This window comes from Thalassovita autumnalis (assembly GCF_001458255.1).
Taxonomy (GTDB): domain Bacteria; phylum Pseudomonadota; class Alphaproteobacteria; order Rhodobacterales; family Rhodobacteraceae; genus Thalassobius; species Thalassobius autumnalis.
The window spans coordinates 25,873-45,206 of sequence record NZ_CYSB01000036.1 but is presented as its reverse complement, the minus strand read 5'-3'; the positions used below and the strand labels follow the sequence as shown (position 1 = coordinate 45,206).

14 protein-coding genes are annotated in these 19,334 nt (G+C 58.7%); 9 read left to right on the top strand and 5 right to left on the bottom strand.

The genetic code is table 11. From position 1 onward, the window contains the following. Nucleotides 1–352 precede the first annotated feature (352 nt). The 6 genes from TL5118_RS13820 (at nucleotide 353) to TL5118_RS13795 (ending at nucleotide 5,571) form a co-directional block, all read left to right on the top strand. A complete protein-coding gene (locus TL5118_RS13820; protein WP_242601781.1) occupies nucleotides 353–1,165 on the top strand; it encodes a DeoR/GlpR family DNA-binding transcription regulator in 813 nt (270 codons plus the stop codon). A gap of 22 nt (nucleotides 1,166–1,187) precedes the next feature. Then, the gene (gene phnD, locus TL5118_RS13815; RefSeq protein WP_058242690.1) at nucleotides 1,188–2,156 is read left to right on the top strand and encodes a phosphate/phosphite/phosphonate ABC transporter substrate-binding protein; all 969 of its coding nucleotides are present in this window, start codon (nucleotides 1,188–1,190) and stop codon (nucleotides 2,154–2,156) included. A gap of 64 nt (nucleotides 2,157–2,220) precedes the next feature. After that, nucleotides 2,221–3,018: a phosphonate ABC transporter ATP-binding protein gene (phnC, locus tag TL5118_RS13810; protein ID WP_058242689.1), complete on the top strand. Its 798-nt coding sequence runs from the start codon at nucleotides 2,221–2,223 to the stop codon at nucleotides 3,016–3,018. Beyond that, nucleotides 3,015–3,839 carry a phosphonate ABC transporter, permease protein PhnE gene (gene phnE / locus TL5118_RS13805; RefSeq protein WP_058242688.1) on the top strand — a complete coding sequence of 275 codons (825 nt, stop codon included), beginning with the start codon at nucleotides 3,015–3,017 and terminating at the stop codon, nucleotides 3,837–3,839. Before phnC ends, phnE (TL5118_RS13805) begins: the two co-directional genes overlap by 4 nt. Then, nucleotides 3,839–4,654 carry a phosphonate ABC transporter, permease protein PhnE gene (gene phnE, locus TL5118_RS13800; protein WP_058242687.1) on the top strand — a complete coding sequence of 272 codons (816 nt, stop codon included), beginning with the start codon at nucleotides 3,839–3,841 and terminating at the stop codon, nucleotides 4,652–4,654. The genes phnE (TL5118_RS13805) and phnE (TL5118_RS13800) overlap by 1 nt, the downstream gene beginning before the upstream one ends. Next, nucleotides 4,654–5,571 (top strand): HAD-IIA family hydrolase, encoded by a 918-nt coding sequence (locus TL5118_RS13795; protein ID WP_058242773.1) that lies wholly within the window; start codon nucleotides 4,654–4,656, stop codon nucleotides 5,569–5,571. Before phnE (TL5118_RS13800) ends, TL5118_RS13795 begins: the two co-directional genes overlap by 1 nt. A gap of 12 nt (nucleotides 5,572–5,583) precedes the next feature. On the opposite strand, the gene TL5118_RS13790 is transcribed toward TL5118_RS13795, so the two are convergent. Beyond that, on the bottom strand, nucleotides 5,584–6,627 hold the full coding sequence (locus TL5118_RS13790; RefSeq protein ID WP_058242686.1) for a siderophore-interacting protein: 1,044 nt from the start codon (nucleotides 6,625–6,627) through the stop codon (nucleotides 5,584–5,586). 274 nt (nucleotides 6,628–6,901) lie between these two features. Between TL5118_RS13790 and TL5118_RS13785 the strand changes: the two genes are divergently transcribed. Further along, nucleotides 6,902–8,305, top strand: a complete 1,404-nt coding sequence (locus TL5118_RS13785; RefSeq protein WP_058242685.1) for a DUF4856 domain-containing protein — start codon at nucleotides 6,902–6,904, stop codon at nucleotides 8,303–8,305. Nucleotides 8,306–8,398: 93 nt separating this feature from the next. Next, a complete protein-coding gene (locus tag TL5118_RS13780; protein ID WP_058242684.1) occupies nucleotides 8,399–9,397 on the top strand; it encodes a sterol desaturase family protein in 999 nt (332 codons plus the stop codon). 15 nt (nucleotides 9,398–9,412) lie between these two features. Here the strand turns inward: TL5118_RS13780 and TL5118_RS13775 are convergent, their stop codons facing one another. Then, a complete protein-coding gene (locus tag TL5118_RS13775) occupies nucleotides 9,413–10,591 on the bottom strand; it encodes a phytanoyl-CoA dioxygenase family protein (RefSeq protein WP_058242683.1) in 1,179 nt (392 codons plus the stop codon). Between the two features lie 150 nt (nucleotides 10,592–10,741). Between TL5118_RS13775 and TL5118_RS13770 the strand changes: the two genes are divergently transcribed. After that, complete coding sequence (locus TL5118_RS13770) at nucleotides 10,742–11,713, top strand: LacI family DNA-binding transcriptional regulator (RefSeq protein WP_370701680.1); 972 nt, start codon at nucleotides 10,742–10,744, stop codon at nucleotides 11,711–11,713. On the opposite strand, the gene TL5118_RS20935 is transcribed toward TL5118_RS13770, so the two are convergent. The 3 genes from TL5118_RS20935 to TL5118_RS13755 form a co-directional block, all read right to left on the bottom strand. Next, complete coding sequence (locus TL5118_RS20935; RefSeq protein ID WP_370701679.1) at nucleotides 11,710–11,892, bottom strand: hypothetical protein; 183 nt, start codon at nucleotides 11,890–11,892, stop codon at nucleotides 11,710–11,712. The two genes, TL5118_RS13770 and TL5118_RS20935, sit on opposite strands and share 4 nt — an antisense overlap. Before the next feature lie 271 nt (nucleotides 11,893–12,163). After that, on the bottom strand, nucleotides 12,164–16,540 hold the full coding sequence (locus TL5118_RS13760; protein WP_058242681.1) for a hypothetical protein: 4,377 nt from the start codon (nucleotides 16,538–16,540) through the stop codon (nucleotides 12,164–12,166). A 1-nt stretch (nucleotide 16,541) separates the two neighbouring features. Then, nucleotides 16,542–19,223, bottom strand: coding sequence for a hypothetical protein (locus TL5118_RS13755; protein WP_058242680.1), 2,682 nt, complete (start codon nucleotides 19,221–19,223; stop codon nucleotides 16,542–16,544). Nucleotides 19,224–19,334: the final 111 nt, after the last annotated feature.

Sequence of the window (19,334 nt, the reverse complement as noted above, 5' to 3'; positions counted from 1 at the left end):
CCAGACCAGCAGCATGCTGTGAAAGCCCTAATTGGTTGATCCAATTACAAGGGGGCCGACATGTTTGACGAAAAAACACTCCAACGGATGGCAAGGTGGCGCTGTTTCTCCGCTCCCTTGCGGCCTCTTGGCGCAGCGGTCAGGTACTGACGGTTTCGGGTGGAGGCGCGCAGGAATTGGACCAGCTGCGCAACACGCGTTCCCAGACCGCAGCCCTTTGAGGACGTTGAAGGAACCGTAGGTCTACGGATATACGGGCCAAAATGTGAGGTACACCAACAAAATTGTTGCATGAATTGCCGAATCCCACACAGTTTTGTGGGAACGCACATTTTTCCGGTGGATGCGCCACATGGTGGGACCAGAGACAACTGAGATGGAGCAGCGCCAAAGGCTGCGAAAATCCGACCGGCAGGAGCAGATCCTGCAGGAGTTGAAGCTGCGTCCACATGTGCGGATTTCAGATATGGCGCGGCGCTTTGCGGTCTCGTCAGAAACCATCCGCCGCGACATGGACGAGTTGGATCGCGACGGCCGGCTGGCGCGGGAACACGGCGGGGCCTCGGCCCCCAGTTTTGGCCAACAGCCCGGTTTTGGCGAACGCAGCAAGGCGCGGATTTCAGAACGCGAAACCATCGGTCGCACGGCGGCCAGCTTGGTTGAGGACGGGCAGCGGATCATGATCGATTCAGGCTCAACCACCTTCCAGATGGCGCGGTTTCTGGCCCATTCCGGCACCCGCTGCACTGTGGTCACCAACTCGCTTGAGATTGCATTGGTCTTGGGCACCAGCAAGGGCATCGATGTGTTCCAATGCCCCGGCCGTTTCATGCCGTCCGAGGCGGCGACAACCGGCGTGGACACGGTGGACTATCTGAACGGGTTTCAGGTTGATGCCTGTTTCATCGGCGCCTCGGCGCTAAATGCGGATGGCATTCAGGAATCCGTGCCCGGATTTGCCGCTGTGAAAACCACGATGATCCGCCGCGCCAAGAAAGCGCATTTGCTTATTGATTCACAAAAGTTCGACCTGCCCGGATTTCGCCAAGTTGGCGCGCTGGACAGATTAGAGACCCTGATTGTTGACCAGTCCCCAGGAGGGGCGCTTGCCGCAGATTTGGACGCGGCAAACGTCGAGGTTCTGGTCGCATCATCAAATACTTAAAACACCAACGGGAGGAAAGAACATGAAACTGAGAACATCTTATGTGGCCATTCTGGCCGCCGCGACCTCACTGGTTGCCGGTGCCGCACAGGCCGAATGTGAGCGTGGCACGCTGGACGCGATGTATTGCGACGCCGACGGCGATCTAATCGCAGACATCCCCACCGACGCCAGCAAGCAGATGGATCCGTCCACGCTGGTCTTTGCCTACACCCCGGTGGAAGATCCCGCGGTTTATAAAGAGGCCTGGGCCGATTTCCTGAGCTATCTGGAAGAGAAAACCGGCAAAAAAGTTGTCTTCTTCCCGGTACAGTCCAATGCCGCCCAGATCGAAGCGATGCGTTCGGGCCGTCTGCATATTGCGGGCTTCAACACGGGCTCCAACCCGCTGGCGGTGAACTGCGCGGGCTTCCGCCCTTTCACCATCATGGCAGGTGCCGATGGATCGTTCGGCTATGAGATGGAAATCCTGACCTACCCCGGTTCGGGTATCGAAGCGGTTGAGGACATCAAAGGCAAACAGCTGGCCTTCACCTCGCCGACCTCAAACTCGGGCTTCAAAGCACCTTCGGCGATCCTGAAAGCCGATTATGACATGATCCCTGAGCGGGATTTTGAGCCGGTCTATTCGGGCAAGCACGACAACTCGATCCTGGGTGTGGCCAACAAGGACTATCAGGCCGCATCGATCGCCAACTCGGTTCTGGCGCGGATGATTTCGCGGGATGTCGTGAAAGAAGACCAGCTGGTCTCGCTCTACAAATCGCAGACCTTCCCGACCACCGGTTATGGTGTGGCCTACAACCTGACGCCTGAGCTGCAGGCCAACATTCAGGACGCTTTCTTCAGCTTCAACTGGGAAGGTTCCAGCCTGGAAGAAGAGTTCGGCAAAAACGGCGAAGCGCAGTTCATCCCGATCACCTATCAGGAACATTGGGATGTGATCCGCAAAATCGACAGCGCCAACGACGTCAGCTACGCCTGTAAGTAAGCTTTGGTGACGAAATCGCGGCGGGGTCTCTGTGGCCCCGCCGTCTGCAATAAATGAGGCGGTCATGCTCAGGCTCAAGAAACTACTCAAGACATATAAAACCGGGGATCAGGCGCTGAAATCCATCGACCTGGAAATTCCCGATGGCCAGGTGCTGGCCCTCATCGGCCCTTCGGGGGCTGGTAAATCCACCATGATCCGCTGCATCAACCGTCTGGTGGAACCCACCAGCGGCGAGGTGTGGCTGGACGATACCGATCTGACCAAACTCTCCTCTGGTGAGTTGCGTCAGGCGCGGCGTCAGATGGGGATGATCTTTCAGGAATATGCGCTGGTGGAACGTCTGACCGTAATGGAGAACGTTCTGTCCGGCCGCTTGGGCTATGTTGGATTCTGGCGCAGCTTCCTGCGCAAATACCCGCAAAAAGATGTGGATGAGGCTTATCGCCTGCTGGACCGCGTGGGCCTGTTGGCAATGGCCGACAAACGGGCCGATGAACTGTCAGGCGGTCAGCGTCAGCGGGTCGGCATCTGCCGCGCCCTTATTCAGGATCCGAAGCTGTTGCTGGTCGATGAACCGACCGCCTCGCTTGATCCGAAAACCAGCCGCCAGATCATGCGCCTGATTTGTGAGCTCTGTGCGGAACGTGGCCTGGCCGCGATCATCAACATCCACGATGTGGCCCTGGCGCAGATGTTTGTCAGCCGCGTCGTCGGCCTGCGCTTTGGTGCAATTGAATTTGATGGCACCCCGCAGGAACTTACCCCGGATGTGCTGACCACGATCTACGGCGAAGAAGACTGGGAAGCGACCATCGAAAAGGTCGAGGATGAGGACGAAGATGAAGGGGCCGCCGCATGAGAAGCGCCATCTCCCCTGAGCTAAATGCCCTGATCGGGCAGAAATGGCAGCGTCCGCCGCTGGTCAAACGGGCCTGGCTGCGCTGGATGCTGATGATCGGTTTTGCGGCCTATCTCATTGCCTCCTTCATGACGATTGATGTCAACTGGACCCGTGTCTACGAAGGGCTGGACCGTGGCGCCGCCTTTATCCTGGCCTTCACCAGCCCCGATTTCACCAGCCGCGCTGGCGACATTTGGGACGGGATGGTGGAAAGCATCGTGATGACCGTTGCGGCCTCGGTCGTGGGCATCGCCATCTCAATACCCATCGGGCTGGGCGCTGCGCGCAACATTGCCCCGATGCCGGTCTATCTGATCTGCCGTGGCATCGTGGCCGTCAGCCGCGCCCTGCAGGAGATTATCGTCGCGATCCTTTTGGTGGCGATCTTCGGCTTTGGACCGCTGGCAGGTTTCCTGACCCTCAGCTTTGCCACCATCGGCTTCCTGTCGAAACTGCTGGCCGAAGATATTGAGAGCATGGACCGCGTGCAGGCAGAGGCGATCAAAGCTTCCGGCGCACGCTGGATGCAATGGATCAACTACGGTGTCCAGCCGCAGGTCATGCCGCGCTTGATTGGCCTGTCAATGTATCGCATCGACATCAACTTCCGCGAAAGTGCCATTCTGGGGCTGGTGGGGGCCGGTGGCATCGGGGCGACGTTGAACACCGCCTTTGACCGCTACGAATATGACACCGCCGCCGCCATTTTGATCATCATAATCGGGATCGTCATGGCGCTGGAATACCTCTCGGGCATCATCAGGGCGAGGGTTCAATAATGCCGTATCATGAACAGAACGGAACCCGGGTCTGGCAACGCCGTACCCGCTCTGAAAGTCTGACACGCTGGTTTGGCTGGCTCTTAAGCGTTGCAGTCTTTGTCTACTGCTGGCAGCAGATCAGCGCCGCAACCACCTGGTTCTTCGTCACCGATGCCCCGCGCATTGCAGGCGACATCTGGGACCGCGCCACGCCGCCCAAGTGGGAATATTTCGCCCAGCTTGGCCGCCCGATCTGGGACACGTTGAACATCGCCACCCTCGGCACGATCATCGCCCTGTTTCTGGCAGTGCCAACGGCGTTTATGGCAGCGCGCAACACAACGCCTTCCACCGTGTTCGTGCGCCCGATCGCGCTTTTGATCATCGTCTCAACCCGCTCGATCAACTCGCTGATCTGGGCGCTGTTGCTGATTGCCATCATCGGCCCCGGTGTCTTTGCCGGTGTGGTGGCCATCGCCATCCGCTCCATCGGGTTCTGTGCCAAGCTGCTCTATGAGGCGATCGAAGAGATCAACGAAGTGCAGGTTGAAGCGATCACCGCCACCGGCGCCTCGCGCTGGCAGGTGATGGTTTATGGCATCGTGCCGCAGATCTTGCCGGCCTTTGCAGGCATTGCTGTCTTCCGCTGGGACATCAACATCCGCGAATCCACCGTGCTGGGCCTTGTGGGCGCAGGCGGCATTGGCCTGCAGCTTTCGGCATCGCTGAACGTGCTGGCCTGGCCGCAGGTCAGCCTGATCCTGATCGTGATCCTCTTTGCTGTGGTGATCAGCGAATGGGTCTCGGCCAAGGTGCGCGGGGCCATCATCTGATGCCAGCAGGGTTCAGGACCACCGATTACCACACGGCGTTTGCCAGGTATGAGGCGGTCAGACACAGACTGCCCGAGGCGGGAACGCCTCGGGTCACCCATCGCGCGGCCAATCTGGCAGAGATCGCGGATCATTTTGATGCGCTGCTTCTGGATGCCTTTGGCGTGCTCAACATTGGCGAAGCACCTGTGCCCGGCGCGCCAGAACGCCTGGCCGAACTGCGGTCCTTGGGCAAAGAGCTGCGGGTGCTGACCAATGCCGCCAGTGTGCCGGTGCAGGATCTGCTGGCGAAATATCACCGGCTGGGATTTGATTTCACCCTTGAGGAGGTGGTCTCCAGCCGTCAGGTGCTGATCGCCGCCGCAGCCAAGGCCCCTGCCCGACACTGGGGCGTGATCCTGCCCGAAGGCTCTGACACAGATGACCTGACAGACTTGGATCATCGCCTGCTGACCTCCGATCCGGCAGACTATGACGTGGTGGAGGGATTTCTGTTCCTCGGCAGCAAAGGCTGGAGCCCCGAACATCAGGAGATTTTGGCCAGATCCCTCGCCAAGGCACCACGGCCTTTTTGGATCGGCAACCCCGACCTTGTGGCACCACGCGAAACCGGCTTCAGCGTTGAGCCTGGTTTTTTCGCCCATGACATCGCCGACAGCCTCGCAATCGCCCCCACCTTCTTTGGCAAGCCGTTTGACAATGCCTTTGACATGGCGCTGGCCACCCTACCGCCAGAGATCCCACGCGACCGTGTCTTCATGGTCGGCGACAGCCCCCACACTGACATACTCGGCGGCAATGCCGCAGGGCTGAAATCGGTGCTGCTGACCCCCTATGGGTTTCTGGCCAGTCAAAACGTGGAACAGGTGCTGGAACAGTGCGAAATCCGACCGGATTATGAGGTGGCTGCGATCTAGCCAAAAGATGCCTCACTTCACCCAATAAGCCGCAGCGTAAAACGTCTCCTTCGACCAGCCCGCCGCTTTGATGTGTTTGCGCATTTCGGCCACTTCCGCCGCTTCTGAGGCGAACCACAGGAACGCCTCTGGCTGTGCAGTCTGCGCCTGTTGCGCCGCTGCGGCAAGGGTCCCGGTGGCGGCATCGCACCACGAAACCTCCAGCCCGTCGCGCGTGGGAAACGGATAGTCCCGCGCGCCTGAGGCATTGGCCAAAATGACCTGTCCCTGCGCGCCCTCGGGCAGGCTTTCGACAATGCGGGCCAGCGCCGGATAGGCAGTTTCATCACCGCAGAGCGTGACCTGAGGTGTGGTCAGTATCCCGCTGCCACCGGGGCCGATCATTGCCACCAGATCGCCGGGTTGGGCGGCAGCCGCCCAGCCACTGGCGCGCCCGCCGTCGTGCCGATAGATGTCCACGGTCAAAACGCCTGTTTCATGATCCATCGTGCGGGCGGTGTAGACCGGGCGATGCAGCGCTTTTTCGCCCTTAGGCCAAGCGATGGAGCCATTTTCTTTCAGGCTGGGCCATTCGGGATCTGCCACCTTGGGATCCGGCAGGACCAGACGGAAATGAATGGCCGCATCTTTGAAGGTCGCAAAGCGCGCCAGCTTCAGCTGCACCCGGTAGAAATCCACGCCCAGATCCTCAACTGCCAGAACCTCAGCGAATTGGAAGTTTACCGGCAGGCTGCCCGCAACCGGCGCATCAGACCAGCGCAGATCGGCCATGATTTCGGGCAGGAAATGTTTCAGATGTTCCAGCAGGCTGTCCCGCAGCACCGAGAGGTTATCTTCGGACTGCGCCCGCACATGCAGGCGGATCCCCGGTTCACAGGCCGTGATGCCAAAGGACCCAAAAGCCGAGCCGACCATCAGGTGGCCCTCGTCCTGCTCCATCACCGGCAGGCCAAGCTCCTTCGCTTCATGCATCAACAACCCATGCACGGCCTCAAAGTTCAACTCTGCGATGTCAGAAAAAACTGCAATGGCCTTGGCCACGAGATGCTCCTGCATGTTTAGCAATCTCTCTTCTATTTCAGAATGATTTGGGGGTGTCCACATAGTTGGAGGACACAGAACAATCGCGCTTGCCGCAGAGCGGAAAGCAGACCAGCGAATTTTGTGTATTAAAAACAATTAGTTAACATTTCTCTCCATGAATTTCACTCGGCAGAGTTAGGCGCGCGAAATAAACCTGACTCTTATTGTTGACTTAACATGAATATTTCTGATTAAAAGCCTCAACATTCTTTCCCGGCACCCGCCCGGACCATTAGAGGAAGCAGAAATGCGCGCACTTAAACTCCACTCCACCGCATTGGCATTGATCGCTATGACCGCCTCCGGCGCTCTGGCAGCGGACACCTACGGCCCCTTCCCTGTCACCCTGCAAGGCTATGCCGGCGACAAAACTGATTCGGTGTCCTACTCGGGTCAGATCGCCCGCCACGCGCTGCATGACAGCCTGAAAAAAGCGGCTGCCCTGGGCAACGGTGGCGCCAACGCGGCCGAAGTTGAGGCCCTGCTGCTGTCCTACTTCAACGGCTCCGAAGCTGACCTCGACATTCTGGCCCCGACTTCCAAAGACGGTTTCCCGATCAAGCAGAGCACCGTGAACGCCATCTCATCGGGCAAAAACATCTCGGGCAAATTCTACGGCGGCGCGATGCCTGCCTGGCCCGGCAACGGCACCGGCAAAGACGCAGTTCTGCACATGATCGCCAAAGCGGCCCAGTCCGAAAACGGCTACGATGCGGAAAACGGCTATGATTACGCACAGCTGATTTCAAAGTTCACCATGGGCGCCATGATGTACAACCAGTCGGTCGACAACTACCTCGACGAAAAACTGGCTGCGGACAACAAGCCGAACAACAAGCCTTACAAAGAGGGTGCTTACTACACCGGTAAAGAGCACAGCTGGGACGAAGGCTTTGGCTACTGGGGTGCCCCGGCCCACCTGATGAGCCTGACCCCCGCACAGGCCTATGACATCGCCAAAGGCAAGGATCTGGCCGCAGCGGACGCCAACGGCGACGGCATGGTTGACCTGAAAACCGAATATGTCTTTGGCCCGGCTTACTACGCCGCAGGTGCAGACAAAGGCGGCACCAAGTCGACCACCTACATGCACACCATCATGCAGGCCTTCATCGACGGCCGCCAGATCATCGCTGATGCCAAAGGCGAAGCGCTGAGCGACGAGGCCCGAGCCGCCCTGAAAGCACAGGCTGCGATCATCGAACAGAACTGGGAACAGGTTCTGGCCGAAGCCGCGTTCAAATATGCCGGTTCGGTCTACAAGGACATCACCAAGCTGGGCGAAACCGAAGGTGACGACAAAGCCAAAGCTTACCGCGCCTACGTCAAGCACTGGGGTGAGCTGAAAGGCTTCGTGATGGCGCTGCAGTCGGGCCGCAACAACCTGGGCGCAACCTCGGTTGAGCTGAACAAACTGGTCGGCTTTGGTCCGGTAACCCTGGACAACAGCTATGTCACCGGCGTTGACGCGAACGGCAACTTCGTTCGTGACCGTCGCATGACCTGGAACGACTACCAGCTGAACATGCTGAAAACCCAGGAGCTGCTGAAAGCCAAATTCGGCCTGAAGTCGCTGGCTAACGATCAGCTGGCTGAGCTGGAAGGTCTGGCAGGCAAGCTGGAAGCCGAAGCAAGCGCTGAGACTGACTAAGGCTGGCTCTGGCCAAATGCAGCCTGCTTTGTCAGGTTAAGTGAGACACCGGGGCGGCCTGATCAGGGCCGCCCTTTTGACCTTGGGGGCACCATGGACCTGTTCACGGATATCTTTGGCGATTTGTGGGATCCGAAGAAACGTATCTTCTTCGGCTATCTGTTCCTGTCCCTTGTGATCGCAGGCCTCTGGTTGGTGGCGATCAAACGCACTGGCCTGCGTGACAGCCTGCGGAAACTGTTTGACCGGGGGGTGTTTTTCTCCTCCTCGGCCAAGGCGGACTACAAGATCTTTGTGATCAACCGGATCTTCACCCTGTTCATTTCACCGTTGCTGATCACCCAGATGACCATCGCCACCGCGATCTTCTTCTTTCTGCACGGGGTGGACTGGATCAGCAAAGGCCAATTTGCCGAAACACCTAAAACCGTCGTGGTGACGCTGTTCACCCTTTCGATGTTTGTCTTTGACGATTTCACCAAATTCCTGCTGCACCGCTGGATGCACCGTTGGCCTCTGCTGTGGGCGATCCACAAGGTGCACCACTCTGCCGAGACCCTGACCCCGATCACCGTCTACCGTGTGCATCCGCTGGAAGGCGTGCTTTACGGGCTGCGCAGCGTCTTTGTTCAGGGCAGCCTGATCCCGGTTTTCCTGTTCTTCTTCGGCGGCACGGTGGATCTGGTCACTGTGGTTGGCGTCAACGCATTGGTCTTTGTTTTCCATGTCACCGGATCCAACCTGCGCCATTCGCATATCGATATTCACTACTGGCCCTGGCTGGAGCGGATCCTGATTTCCCCAGCACAGCACCAGCTGCACCACTCCACCGCGGTGGAACATTATGACAAGAACTTTGGTGTGGCGCTGGCGATCTGGGACTGGCTGTTTGGCTCGCTTCACCTGTCAGAAAAGGGTCGTGACCTGAGCTTTGGGCTGGACGCAAAAGAGGCCAGCGCCTCTCAGCTGACAGATATCTACCTGCGCCCCTTCCGCGATATGTGGGCAGTATTGCGCCGACGTGCGAAACGCCTGCGCAATTGGGTCACCCGCACGCAGACTGGCCCCAGCAAAACCTCGGGCCAGCCCTGATCTGTTGTCTGACCGTCAGGCACCCCGGACGGCGGCCATGTGATCCAGATGCGCGTTGAAATCCTCGGCGCTGATCCCGTCCTTGAGGGCCCGCACCATATACACAGCCTGGGTTTCCGGGGCCAATCCGTTGACCGGCGGGTCACGATCCAGATTTGTCGGGAAGGAATAGCCTTCGGCGGTGGCGGCAATGGCGGCTGCAATCTCCGCCGGGGAACAAAGGTCGGTGCCCAACACCCGTTCCAACGCCGGGTAGAGCAGCCGGCACATCTTATCGCGATCCACCGTCTCCATCGCCCGGCCAAAGGCTGAAGAGACCTGAAGCAAATTGGCAAAGCGGTGAATGCCCTCACTGCGGTTGGCCCCGGCCGCATGAAACAGGGCCGGATTGAAGAACACTGCATCGCCCTTTTCCAATGGCATTTGAACATAGCGCTCCTCAAACAGCGCCCGGAAGTCTTCGCATCGCCAGGCCGCATAGCCCGGTCGGTAGGCCTGCGAAAACGGCAGCAGCTTTGTCGGGCCGCTTTCAACCGGCATATCGCAATGGGCAACCGCGCCCTGCAGCGTCAGGATGGGTGAGATGTCATGCACATGTGCCGGGTAACGGGCGCTGACCTCTGCGGTCTGAAAGCCAAGGTGATAGTCCCGGTGCGCCTGCTGCGCCGCGCCACCCGGATGCACCAAATTGACCTGCGCCGTCATCTGATAGTTGGGGCCTAACCAGGCCTCACTGACCGCGGCGATGGCACTGTTGGCAAAATAGCGCAGGAACACATCTGGCGCCGCCTCGCAGAGTTTTTGCAGCGCGTTCCAGACCCGATCATTGGCGCCGGAGGCTGCGAAGTGATCCCCGCCACCGCCAGTGCCCTGTTTCTCCTCTGCGATGATCCGCAGGTACACATCCGTCGCAGCGTCCAGCACTGAAGTGTCGGCATAGGCCTGTTTCAGCACCAGCACGCCTGCCCCGTCGCGCAGTACCTGCGCCCATTCCCCCATCAGGGACAGACGGGTGTGATCCTCCTCCAACCCGGCACGCAGATCGCGCATGTCATAAATCGGGATCTCATGTTCGATGGCGGCGGCTCTGGGCACGGCGGCGGGTTTGGTGGTTTGGCTTAGCAGCGCCTCAAATTCGCTGATCTGACAGGCCTCAGGCGCGTAATAGGCGGGGGGTTGCGGGGTGTTGGTCATTGTGGCGTCTCCCTTTGGTCTTGTCAGGCTACGGGTGGACTGATTGTAATTGCGCAGCAATTCACATCAAAAACACATCAAATAACCCATCGTTTTCCCATCAAAGAAATCGCCCGTCAGGCCGGACTGGGCACCGCAACCATTGACCGGGTGCTGAACAACAGGGCCCATGTCAGCGCCCAGACCCGCCAGCGTGTCACTGCCGCGATACAGGAGTTGGAGGCGCAGGAAGCCCAGCTTGCCGCACGCGGGCGCCGGTTGTTTTTCGATTTCGTTGTTGAGGCACCCACCCGGTTCAGCCGCGAAGTCAAAACTGCTGCCGAGGCTGTGTTGCCCCGTATCGGCACGGCGGTTTGCCGGCCCCGCTTTCTGTTGCAGGACCAAATGCCAGAGGCTGAGGTTCTAAAAGCGCTGGAGCGGATCCAGAAACGCGGCAGCCACGGCCTGTGCCTGAAGGCGCGGGACACCGAAAAGATCAGGGCAGCCGTGAACCGTCTGGTGGCTGCGGGCATCCCGGTGATCACCCTGGTAACCGATCTGCCCACCACCGACCGGCGCGCCTATGTCGGGCTGGACAATGCCGGTGCCGGACGGACGGCGGCCTATCTGATCTACAAAACCCTTGGAACAGAGCGCGGGCAGGTCCTGGCCAGCCGCAGCCACGGCGCCTTCCTTGGTGAGGAGGAACGCGAACAGGCCTTCCTTCAGGCACTGCGCAGCTATTGCCCGCAGCTCACGGTACTGACCACCGAAGGTGGCGGCGGCTTGGGCTTTGAAACCTCTCGGATGTTGGAACAAAGCCTCGATAGCAGCGCCGCGATCATGGCGGTCTATTCCATGGGGGGCGGCAACCGCGCGATCCTGCAAACCCTGGCTGAGAGGGGGCAACGCCCAGACGTCTACGTCGCGCACGATCTGGATCAGGAAAACCGTGCCCTGCTGCAGACGGGGCAGTTGGACTACGTGCTGCACCATGATCTGCAACACGACATCGCAGGCGCATTTCATCAGTTTCTGGCACACCACCGGCTGACCACGGAACTGGACGAAAGCCAGGCCTCAACCGTTCAGGTCCTGACCCCGGCCAACATTCCAATGCGCCCGCCCCTGTCGCGCCCTTAGGTGCGCGCAGCCTCAAACGCGGCCCAGGCCTGTTCAAAGGCGGCGTGGTCAAACCCCTTATGCAGGGCGGGTTCCAGGATCAGGCTTTCGGTTTCCAGCAGCTTGTGAATGGCACCTTCCAGATGGTCCTCAACATGGATGCTCCAGCCGCGCCACTCCCCCGCCAGAGCACGCTGCAAAACTGGTCCATGTTTTCCGTCCTTGAAATCTGATTTCAAAGGATGGGTAAGCACCAAATGATTACAAATTTGGAGAGTTTCAAAATTCATCTCAGGCAGACAAATGCCACCTAAGCTATTGTAAAAAAAATCAAAAACGAGGAATCCCTTGAGAAATTGGCCCAAAGTGGAACCTTTCTCCAAACGTTGTCATGGCATCTGAACCCGATGTTTTCAGCCTGCCACACAATCGCAATTCTGTGGTCGGGGGCGGCCTAAGGTGGCGATTTCCTCAGTCCCCAGATGCCACGGGCTCCTTGGGTTTCTGAACCTTGATCTGCAATGATGCTGAGCCGAGCGTCACTGTCAGCAATTGCACCTGCCCCTCAGTAGTTTTGCCAAACGGCAAGGTTGCGATTTTACCGTCCTGGCCAGCTGGCAGTGGGTTTGCAGATTTCACTTTCTCCAGGTTTTTCTTGGACAATGCTTCATATTGTTCGCTGGCCTTTTCCCGCACCTTCAGTTCCTTACGGATTGCGGCCATCCGGGCCTCTTCCAGCCTCTCTTGATCCGTTAAAGCCAACGGGCCGTTGCCGCCCTTTTCCTTATATTTGTTGCGCAAGCCTTCAAGCTGCTTACGCGTTTCGCGCAGCTCATTTATGATAGGGACCGCTGCCTTATCGTTTTTTGACAGCTTACCAAGCTGGGCAAGCCGTTCCTGCAAGGACCTTTCTTTGGCTTCCAACGATTCCGCCTTGTCCCAATCTTCACGAAGGTACTTTTTACCAAAGGCCGCGCGACGTGCCTTTTTGGCCTCCAGCCGGGTCAGTTCCTCCTTAAGCGCCAGCCGCTTGGTCTCATTCGACTTTCGCGCGCTCGCGGGCCCATAGCGGAGGCGAAGTTCCTCTTCTTCCTCCAGCATCCTGCGGCGGTTGGCCAGTTGCGTCTTAAGCTGTTGCATCGTGGGTGGCTGATTGGCCGCGGTCTGGGCAGGCTTCAACCCCATTGCCTTGGCATCCCAGACACCTTTGGCGCCCGGCAAAGACGCCTCGGCCATCTTCACAAATTGCAATAGCCCGTGTTTCTCGTTTCCGTTGCCGCCAAAAGCCGAAGAAATCTCACGCAGAGTTTCCTTTAGCTTTTCAGGGTCTTTACGGTTCTTGACCATCGCCTCGGACCATCGGCTGAACGCCAGATAAGGTGGTTTGGTTAGATCCTTGCCCTGTAACTTCAGCCCCAGCACCGCCCGTTCGCCGTATTTCCCCAACGCCGAAGCCGCACCAACCACATCTTCGCCACCTTTGTGCAGCCCGTTCACGTGGTGGGTCATCATATTGATTTGATCGTCCAAAAAGGCCTGGACCTGCCGGTCAGACAGTTCCTTTTCGATCACCCCTTCGGGCGGGTTTTCCTGTTTTTCACCGGGTTTCACACGGTAGTATTTCTTGTTGTTGATCAACTCGCGGATTGGGATCTTTTTCATCTGTCCGTCGCTGACAATCGAATCTAGGCCAGAAAAGCTGGCATAAGTTTCGATCCCCTCACGCAGTGCAAAGCCCCAATCGCGATGGATCTTGGCCTGCAATGCTTTGCGGGCTTCCTCCAGCTTGACCCGCTCGGGCGCATCTTCGGGAACGTTTTTATCCTTCAGGGCCTGAATGTCATGTTCCAGATGCATCAGTTTCAGATTGTCTTTTCGGATCGCCTCAGTTCGTCGACCATAAAGGTTATCGCGTGCACGGACGGCCAGATCCGCGGGGTTTGCCTTGAGGTTCGGGTTATCCCGCGCCACGGCCTGCATTTCGGCCTGCATTTCTCGGTCCGCCCGCAGCAATGATTTGCCAGCGGCCGCCAATTGTTTATCTGCCAGCGCCCGATCGCCAGCAGAGCTGCGCACGTTCCGGCGGTATTGATCCCGCTGAGCGGCATTCATATGCAACATGGCCGTCGCCATGCCCTGTGCTTCAATCGCCTGGTCCTGGGTCAGCCCGTTATAGTCACCCTCTTTCACCTGAACATTTGCCAACTCCTTGGCCTGCCCCATGGTTTTGCGGATGTCCGGGAAGACGTTGATATACTCGTTCACATCATAGGACTGCGCTGAGCTGGCAGGGATTTCATAGCCACCACGATCATTGCGATACATCTGCTTGAGCTGCCGGCGTACCCGTTCCGACGCGATGGAGCGATCAACATCGCTGGTCAGGTTGTCTGACCCCGGCGCCTTGGGGGCGGTGTTGATCAGCTTCAGCTCCGCATCATATTCGCGTTGCAGCCGCGCCTCCTCCGCCTTCAGCTTGGCAGGATCATTGGCGTAGAGCTTCTTGATCTGATTGCTGCGCCAGGTGAATTCCCCCGTCAACTCACGGCGGGCGGCGTTCTGGGCCGGTTCCACCAGCTTCTGAAAATACTCCGCCCTATGATTGTTCACCGCCTGCAACACCGGCTTCAGCCCCGGATTGTCGCCGTACAGCATCGTCAACTCACCCCAGGTGATCTTGCCCGAGGATAGAGCTTCATCCATGGTCTTGCGCAACGTGTCTTCTGGTGTGCCCTCACGCGCCCGGATGCCACCATCCTCTGCGGCTTTCCCCGTGACCTGATCCCCCAGCACCTCTTTCAAGCGGGCCTCAGCCACATCTTTGGAACGTTGCACCACATCATTGGCGTCCACCACCTTGCGCCGCAGAGATTTCGGCAAGTGAGACAGAAACGGGCTTTCGATGGAATGGGACACCCCACGTGACATGCCCGCATTCATCAGATTGGCCAAGAACATCTCATAGCTGACATCGCTGCCCTGTAGTTTGGCCTGATAGACCGATTGCAACATCGCCTCGGACGGCAATCCCATTGCCGTGCGCAGCGCCTTTTCGGTGGCAGCGCGGGCGGTGGGGTTCTTGGTCAGATGGCTGGCCATCGCCCGTGCCGCCCCATTGGTGACGCTGCCCGCACTGCCAAGTCCCAGTTGCAGCAGCGAGGATTCGATGGCGATTTTGCTGGGATCCACTTTGCCGGTCTTGGCGTAATCCGTGGCACCCGTCAGGATCATCCCGACCCCAAGATCGGTGCCAAACCGCGCCGCCTGTACCCCAGTGCGCGAGACCTTCAGGCCTTCCAGCATCTTGGCCACCTTGCCCGAACCGGCGGCGGGGATATAGGTTGTGGCCGCCATCTCAAGCATGTTGAGACCCGAGACCGAGTTGAGGAAATGATCCCCTGGCAGGTTCAGCCCTTCTTTCAACCCGCCAAAGACCCGTGTTTTGTCGTTCAGCACCAGCCGCTGTTGGCCGGGTTTGCCCTGTAACATCTGCGCCTTGATCAGCAACTCTCGCGATCTTGCCGACAATTTGCTTAGATCCAGCGGCTTGCCGGCGCGCCGGGCCTCCAGTTGCAGCTTCCCTGCCTCGGTGATGGCCGGGATCAACTGATCAACATGGGCGTTGTAGCGTGAAATCCGCGCGTCGACCTTGCTGAGGGACATGTCACCGGCGTTATCCCAGATCCGGGAATAATCCGCGGCACCTGTCTGCAACATGCTGGTAAACCCATCCACAGCAGCAATACCGGTGTCCGTACCTTTGACAAATTTCGCCCGCCAATCAGCGACCCCTTGCTGCTGCTGCCGCAATGCGCTGGCCACCGCCAGATAGCGCATCCCCTGATTGCCGAAATCTGCCGGGCTGAGCATATCAAGCGCGACGTACTCCGGCGTTTCCTTAATCTCTTTTGACAGGGTTTCAGCGCGGATCGCGCGCTCATCTTTGCTGAGGGTAAACGCCAGTATGTCATACCGGCTGGGCCGCAGTGCCTTGGCATTCAGGCGGTTCACCAGAACCTGCTCAGCGTCGCGCGCCATCGCGAGGCGCGACTGACCAGAAACGGGTTGACCGTTCTGTTCACTCAGGAACGTTCCACTGCGGGCGAGGCGACGATACTCGGCCACTTCCAACTCTGTCTGAGATCGCCGCAGGAACTCCTCACGCGCACGCTCATCCGAGTTTGCAATGTCAGAGGGACGCAAAGTGGTTTTTCGGTTAGCAATCCGCCGAAGCAGCTCACGCATCCGGGCCGCATCACCCTGACCGTCATGGCGACGCAGAGCACTTTGATAGACTTCATCCTCAAGCGCGCGGGTGCGCAGAATGCTCTCAGCGAAGGCGCGGGCCTTGGCCTTATCAACGTCGGTCTTGGCGTTAGACAGCTTGTAGCGCAGTGCCTCACGTACGTTCTGATGGCCACGTTGACGCGCCAGAAATGTTTCATGGGCCATCTTAGTGATGTAGGCACGCGCCTGATCGCGTGGCAGGCCGCGGGTGTTTGCGATGATCTGTGCCGTCAAAGCTTGCCGATAGGCGCTTTCAGCTTTCGCGGTGTTCTGTGAGTGCTGCGCCATGGTGCGATTAAACCGGCGCAGGTCCGGGTTGCTGTCCCCCAAAAAGACGTCCGTCCAGCCGTTCGGTGCTTTGGTACGCGCAACAAATTCAGTTTGCAGCAACAGGCGCAGCTGATCCTGATCGCTGAGCCGCGTGTCTTCGATCCGGCGCAGAATCTCAGCCCGATTTGGCTTGCTATCCTGCGCATAAGTCAGCTCGGCCACAGCGAAGAGACAGGCCGTTCCAAGCAACAGGGCACGTGCCGTCTTTGCCCCAAAACACGGTATCCTCATCTCACTCTCCTCCGTCCATTGGCACACGCATAACGTCGGTGACAAAGACCCCGGCGTTTTTGTCCGCCTTCAATGGCAGGGTCACAGTGCTACCTCCCTGAAGGCCGACCTGAACTGCCTTTGGTGCCTCCTTGGGTGGGAGTGGATAGAAGACCCGCACCCGGAAGCTGGCACCGGGTGCAATCTCTTCCACGGCCCGCAGGCCAAACTCGGTCAATGCTTCGAGCTGCAACTTCGGCCCGTCTGGGGTCAGGTCATCTGCGGCATTGTCGATTGGATCATCAGTGGTGCTGTCCACGGGGGCATCACTGTTTGGATCTGCCGCCTCATTATCCCTCTCCGCGTCAGGCGCCTCGGTACTGTCGCTTGTATCCTCTGGCCCTGTTTCGGGCTGATCCTCTCTGCGTTCCGCTTCGGGCTGAGGCGTTTCCCCGGGATCATCTACGCGATTGGGTGTGACACGCCGCCCTTCGCCCGGCATTGGTGTTAGCCGGCTGTGGTCGCGCCGCGCGGCCTCTGGCCCCAATGCGGCGACCTCAAATTCTTCAATATCCAGAATGTAAAAATGACCACCGCGATCATAATAGCGAAATTCATACTTGCCCGGTTCTTGCGGTGCAGCCACCTCAAACGTCTCGCCTTCGGTACGATTGACGTGGCGCGATGTGATCGGGACCTCCGCCGCCAGCACGCCGTTTTCCAACACATAGGAGGCGTGCATCATCTTTACGATGGGGTCATAGAGGCGCAGCCCCGTAGGCACACGGGTCTGCAGACGGATTACCGCTCCGGGCTGGAAGCTACGTCCACTTAGACGAAGCAAGTCTACGGGCGTTGCGCCGACCTGAACCGACGTACGCCCCAGTTCATAGCCACCGTTTTCACGGTCAAACGCGATGATCTGATAAGTGCCTTCGGTCGCAGGCGCCTCAAATTCGTAAGGCCCGCCATCAACCGAAATCCAATGATGACCGATGCGATTGCGCCCATATTTCAAACCCTCGGCACCGGTTTCTTCGTTGATATACATCCCAACGAAGGCGCCGCCGAACTGACGTTCTGCAGGCAGGTTGACAGCGACCTTGATCTTCTCCCCAGTGCGGTATCTGGGCTTATCGGTCTGCACCGCACCCGATAGGACAGGTACGGTCACCTCGATCTCTTCGTCATCCAGGATATACCCACCACCTTCGCGGTCAAAAAGCCGGACGCGATAGCGGCCAGGGTGCGGCACCCCCCTGAAAGTCACCGGCCCATCTGTCCGCGCCCAATGCCATTCATGCGCCCGCGGCGTGATTTCCGCCCCACCTGCGCTGGTCTCTGCCTCTAATCGTGTCAGGCTGATCCAAGGGGAAGGATAGGCACGCCCCGGCGGCAGTGCGGTTTCCACCTCAAACGGTTGGCCGATGCGCAACTGACGGGTGGAAACGGTCAGAGCCTCAGGCACAGGCGGCACAACGACCGTGATGGCCTGCCGGTCCAGCATGTAGTGGCGCCCATCGCGATCATAGAGACGCAACTCGTAGTTTCCGGGCCATACAGGCGCTGTCAGTTTTGTGGCGGCGTTGTTTCCGACCCATTCCCAACCATAACGGTGCACGGATTTCGCCGCGTTACCTCCCGTTGCGGTGTCGACCAGCTCAAACAACCCAACCCACGAAGAATACTGCCCCCGTTCGGTCCCATAGGCCACCGAAACATCTATAACTTCACCCACGTTGAAGGTCGTCTTTGCCAGCTTGATGGCCCCCTCTTCGGGTTTGGCAACCACATCAAAACTCCGACGGTCCATTTCAAAATAGAATTGCCCATCCCCATCGTAGATCCGCACCTCAAACTGCCCTTCGGTGGAAGGGGCCGCGAACTGCCACGTGCGGGTTTCACGGTTGAGCCAATCCCAATGGAGCCGCTGTTCCAGTATGGAGCCGCCGCCCTCCTCTCGGCCAGCGCGGGTCAGCGCGATCCAGGTCTGCGCAAACAACTTGGCGTCTGGTGAGACGGTCACAGAAACTTGCGCACCGACTTCATATGTTTCCTTGTCGAGCTGCAGGATGCCGGGCTGTGGCGGAGGCGTTACAGTTACCCGTTTCCGATCAAGCACATAGGGACCTTCGGACCGATCAAATAGGCGAAACTCATACACACCCGGCCAACGTGGCAAGGTAAAGTTCACCGCAGACCCATCGCCCTGCACCCAATGCCACGAAAGCCGTTCATCCCCGACAGATGCCCCGCCAAGCGGCATGTTTTGCCCCACCGCAAACAGTCCAACCCACGGATTGGGGTATTGGCGTCCTTCGGGCAGTGTCACCGAGACAGAAGTTCCCTCCTGTCCCAGAAAACTCTCTTTGGGTAGTGTCAGGGCACCGGGGGTCGGGGAGACCACAACTTGCACACGCTGACGGCGGATCGGGCGCTCTGCGTCCAGCAGAGCAATAACCGCCTGATAGTTTCCCGGCACCTGAGGTGCAGGGAAGCGCCATTCCCCCTGACCAGGAGAAGACACAACATGGCTGGCCGGGATGGTGTCCGCCCCAAGCGGAAGCAATGCCAGCTTATAGCTGCGCGCAGGATCGGTTTCAGGCAGCGCGTAGGAGATCGCAAAATCCGCGCCTGCCTCTACACGGGTTGCTGAAACAGCAATCTCTTGTGCGGAGGCGCCGCCGGAAGAGACTGCCCACAAGGAAACGATCCAGCAGGCAGCACAAATAAAAGTGGAAATGTATCTTGAAACCAATTTCCGCAAGACGTCCCTCCTAGAGCAGGCCCATAAGGTGCAGGGCGGGAAGTGCCG

What these genes read in the sequence shown, in the direction of transcription:
- phnD (WP_058242690.1), top strand. Translation starts at nt 1,188, where the DNA reads ATGAAACTGAGAACATCTTATGTGGCCATTCTGGCCGCCGCGACCTCA.
- TL5118_RS13820 (WP_242601781.1), top strand. Translation starts at nt 353, where the DNA reads ATGGTGGGACCAGAGACAACTGAGATGGAGCAGCGCCAAAGGCTGCGA.
- TL5118_RS13795 (WP_058242773.1), top strand. Translation starts at nt 4,654, where the DNA reads ATGCCAGCAGGGTTCAGGACCACCGATTACCACACGGCGTTTGCCAGG.
- phnE (WP_058242687.1), top strand. Translation starts at nt 3,839, where the DNA reads ATGCCGTATCATGAACAGAACGGAACCCGGGTCTGGCAACGCCGTACC.
- phnE (WP_058242688.1), top strand. Translation starts at nt 3,015, where the DNA reads ATGAGAAGCGCCATCTCCCCTGAGCTAAATGCCCTGATCGGGCAGAAA.
- TL5118_RS13790 (WP_058242686.1), bottom strand. Translation starts at nt 6,627, where the DNA reads ATGCAGGAGCATCTCGTGGCCAAGGCCATTGCAGTTTTTTCTGACATC.
- TL5118_RS13760 (WP_058242681.1), bottom strand. Translation starts at nt 16,540, where the DNA reads ATGAGGATACCGTGTTTTGGGGCAAAGACGGCACGTGCCCTGTTGCTT.
- phnC (WP_058242689.1), top strand. Translation starts at nt 2,221, where the DNA reads ATGCTCAGGCTCAAGAAACTACTCAAGACATATAAAACCGGGGATCAG.
- TL5118_RS13780 (WP_058242684.1), top strand. Translation starts at nt 8,399, where the DNA reads ATGGACCTGTTCACGGATATCTTTGGCGATTTGTGGGATCCGAAGAAA.
- TL5118_RS13775 (WP_058242683.1), bottom strand. Translation starts at nt 10,591, where the DNA reads ATGACCAACACCCCGCAACCCCCCGCCTATTACGCGCCTGAGGCCTGT.
- TL5118_RS13785 (WP_058242685.1), top strand. Translation starts at nt 6,902, where the DNA reads ATGCGCGCACTTAAACTCCACTCCACCGCATTGGCATTGATCGCTATG.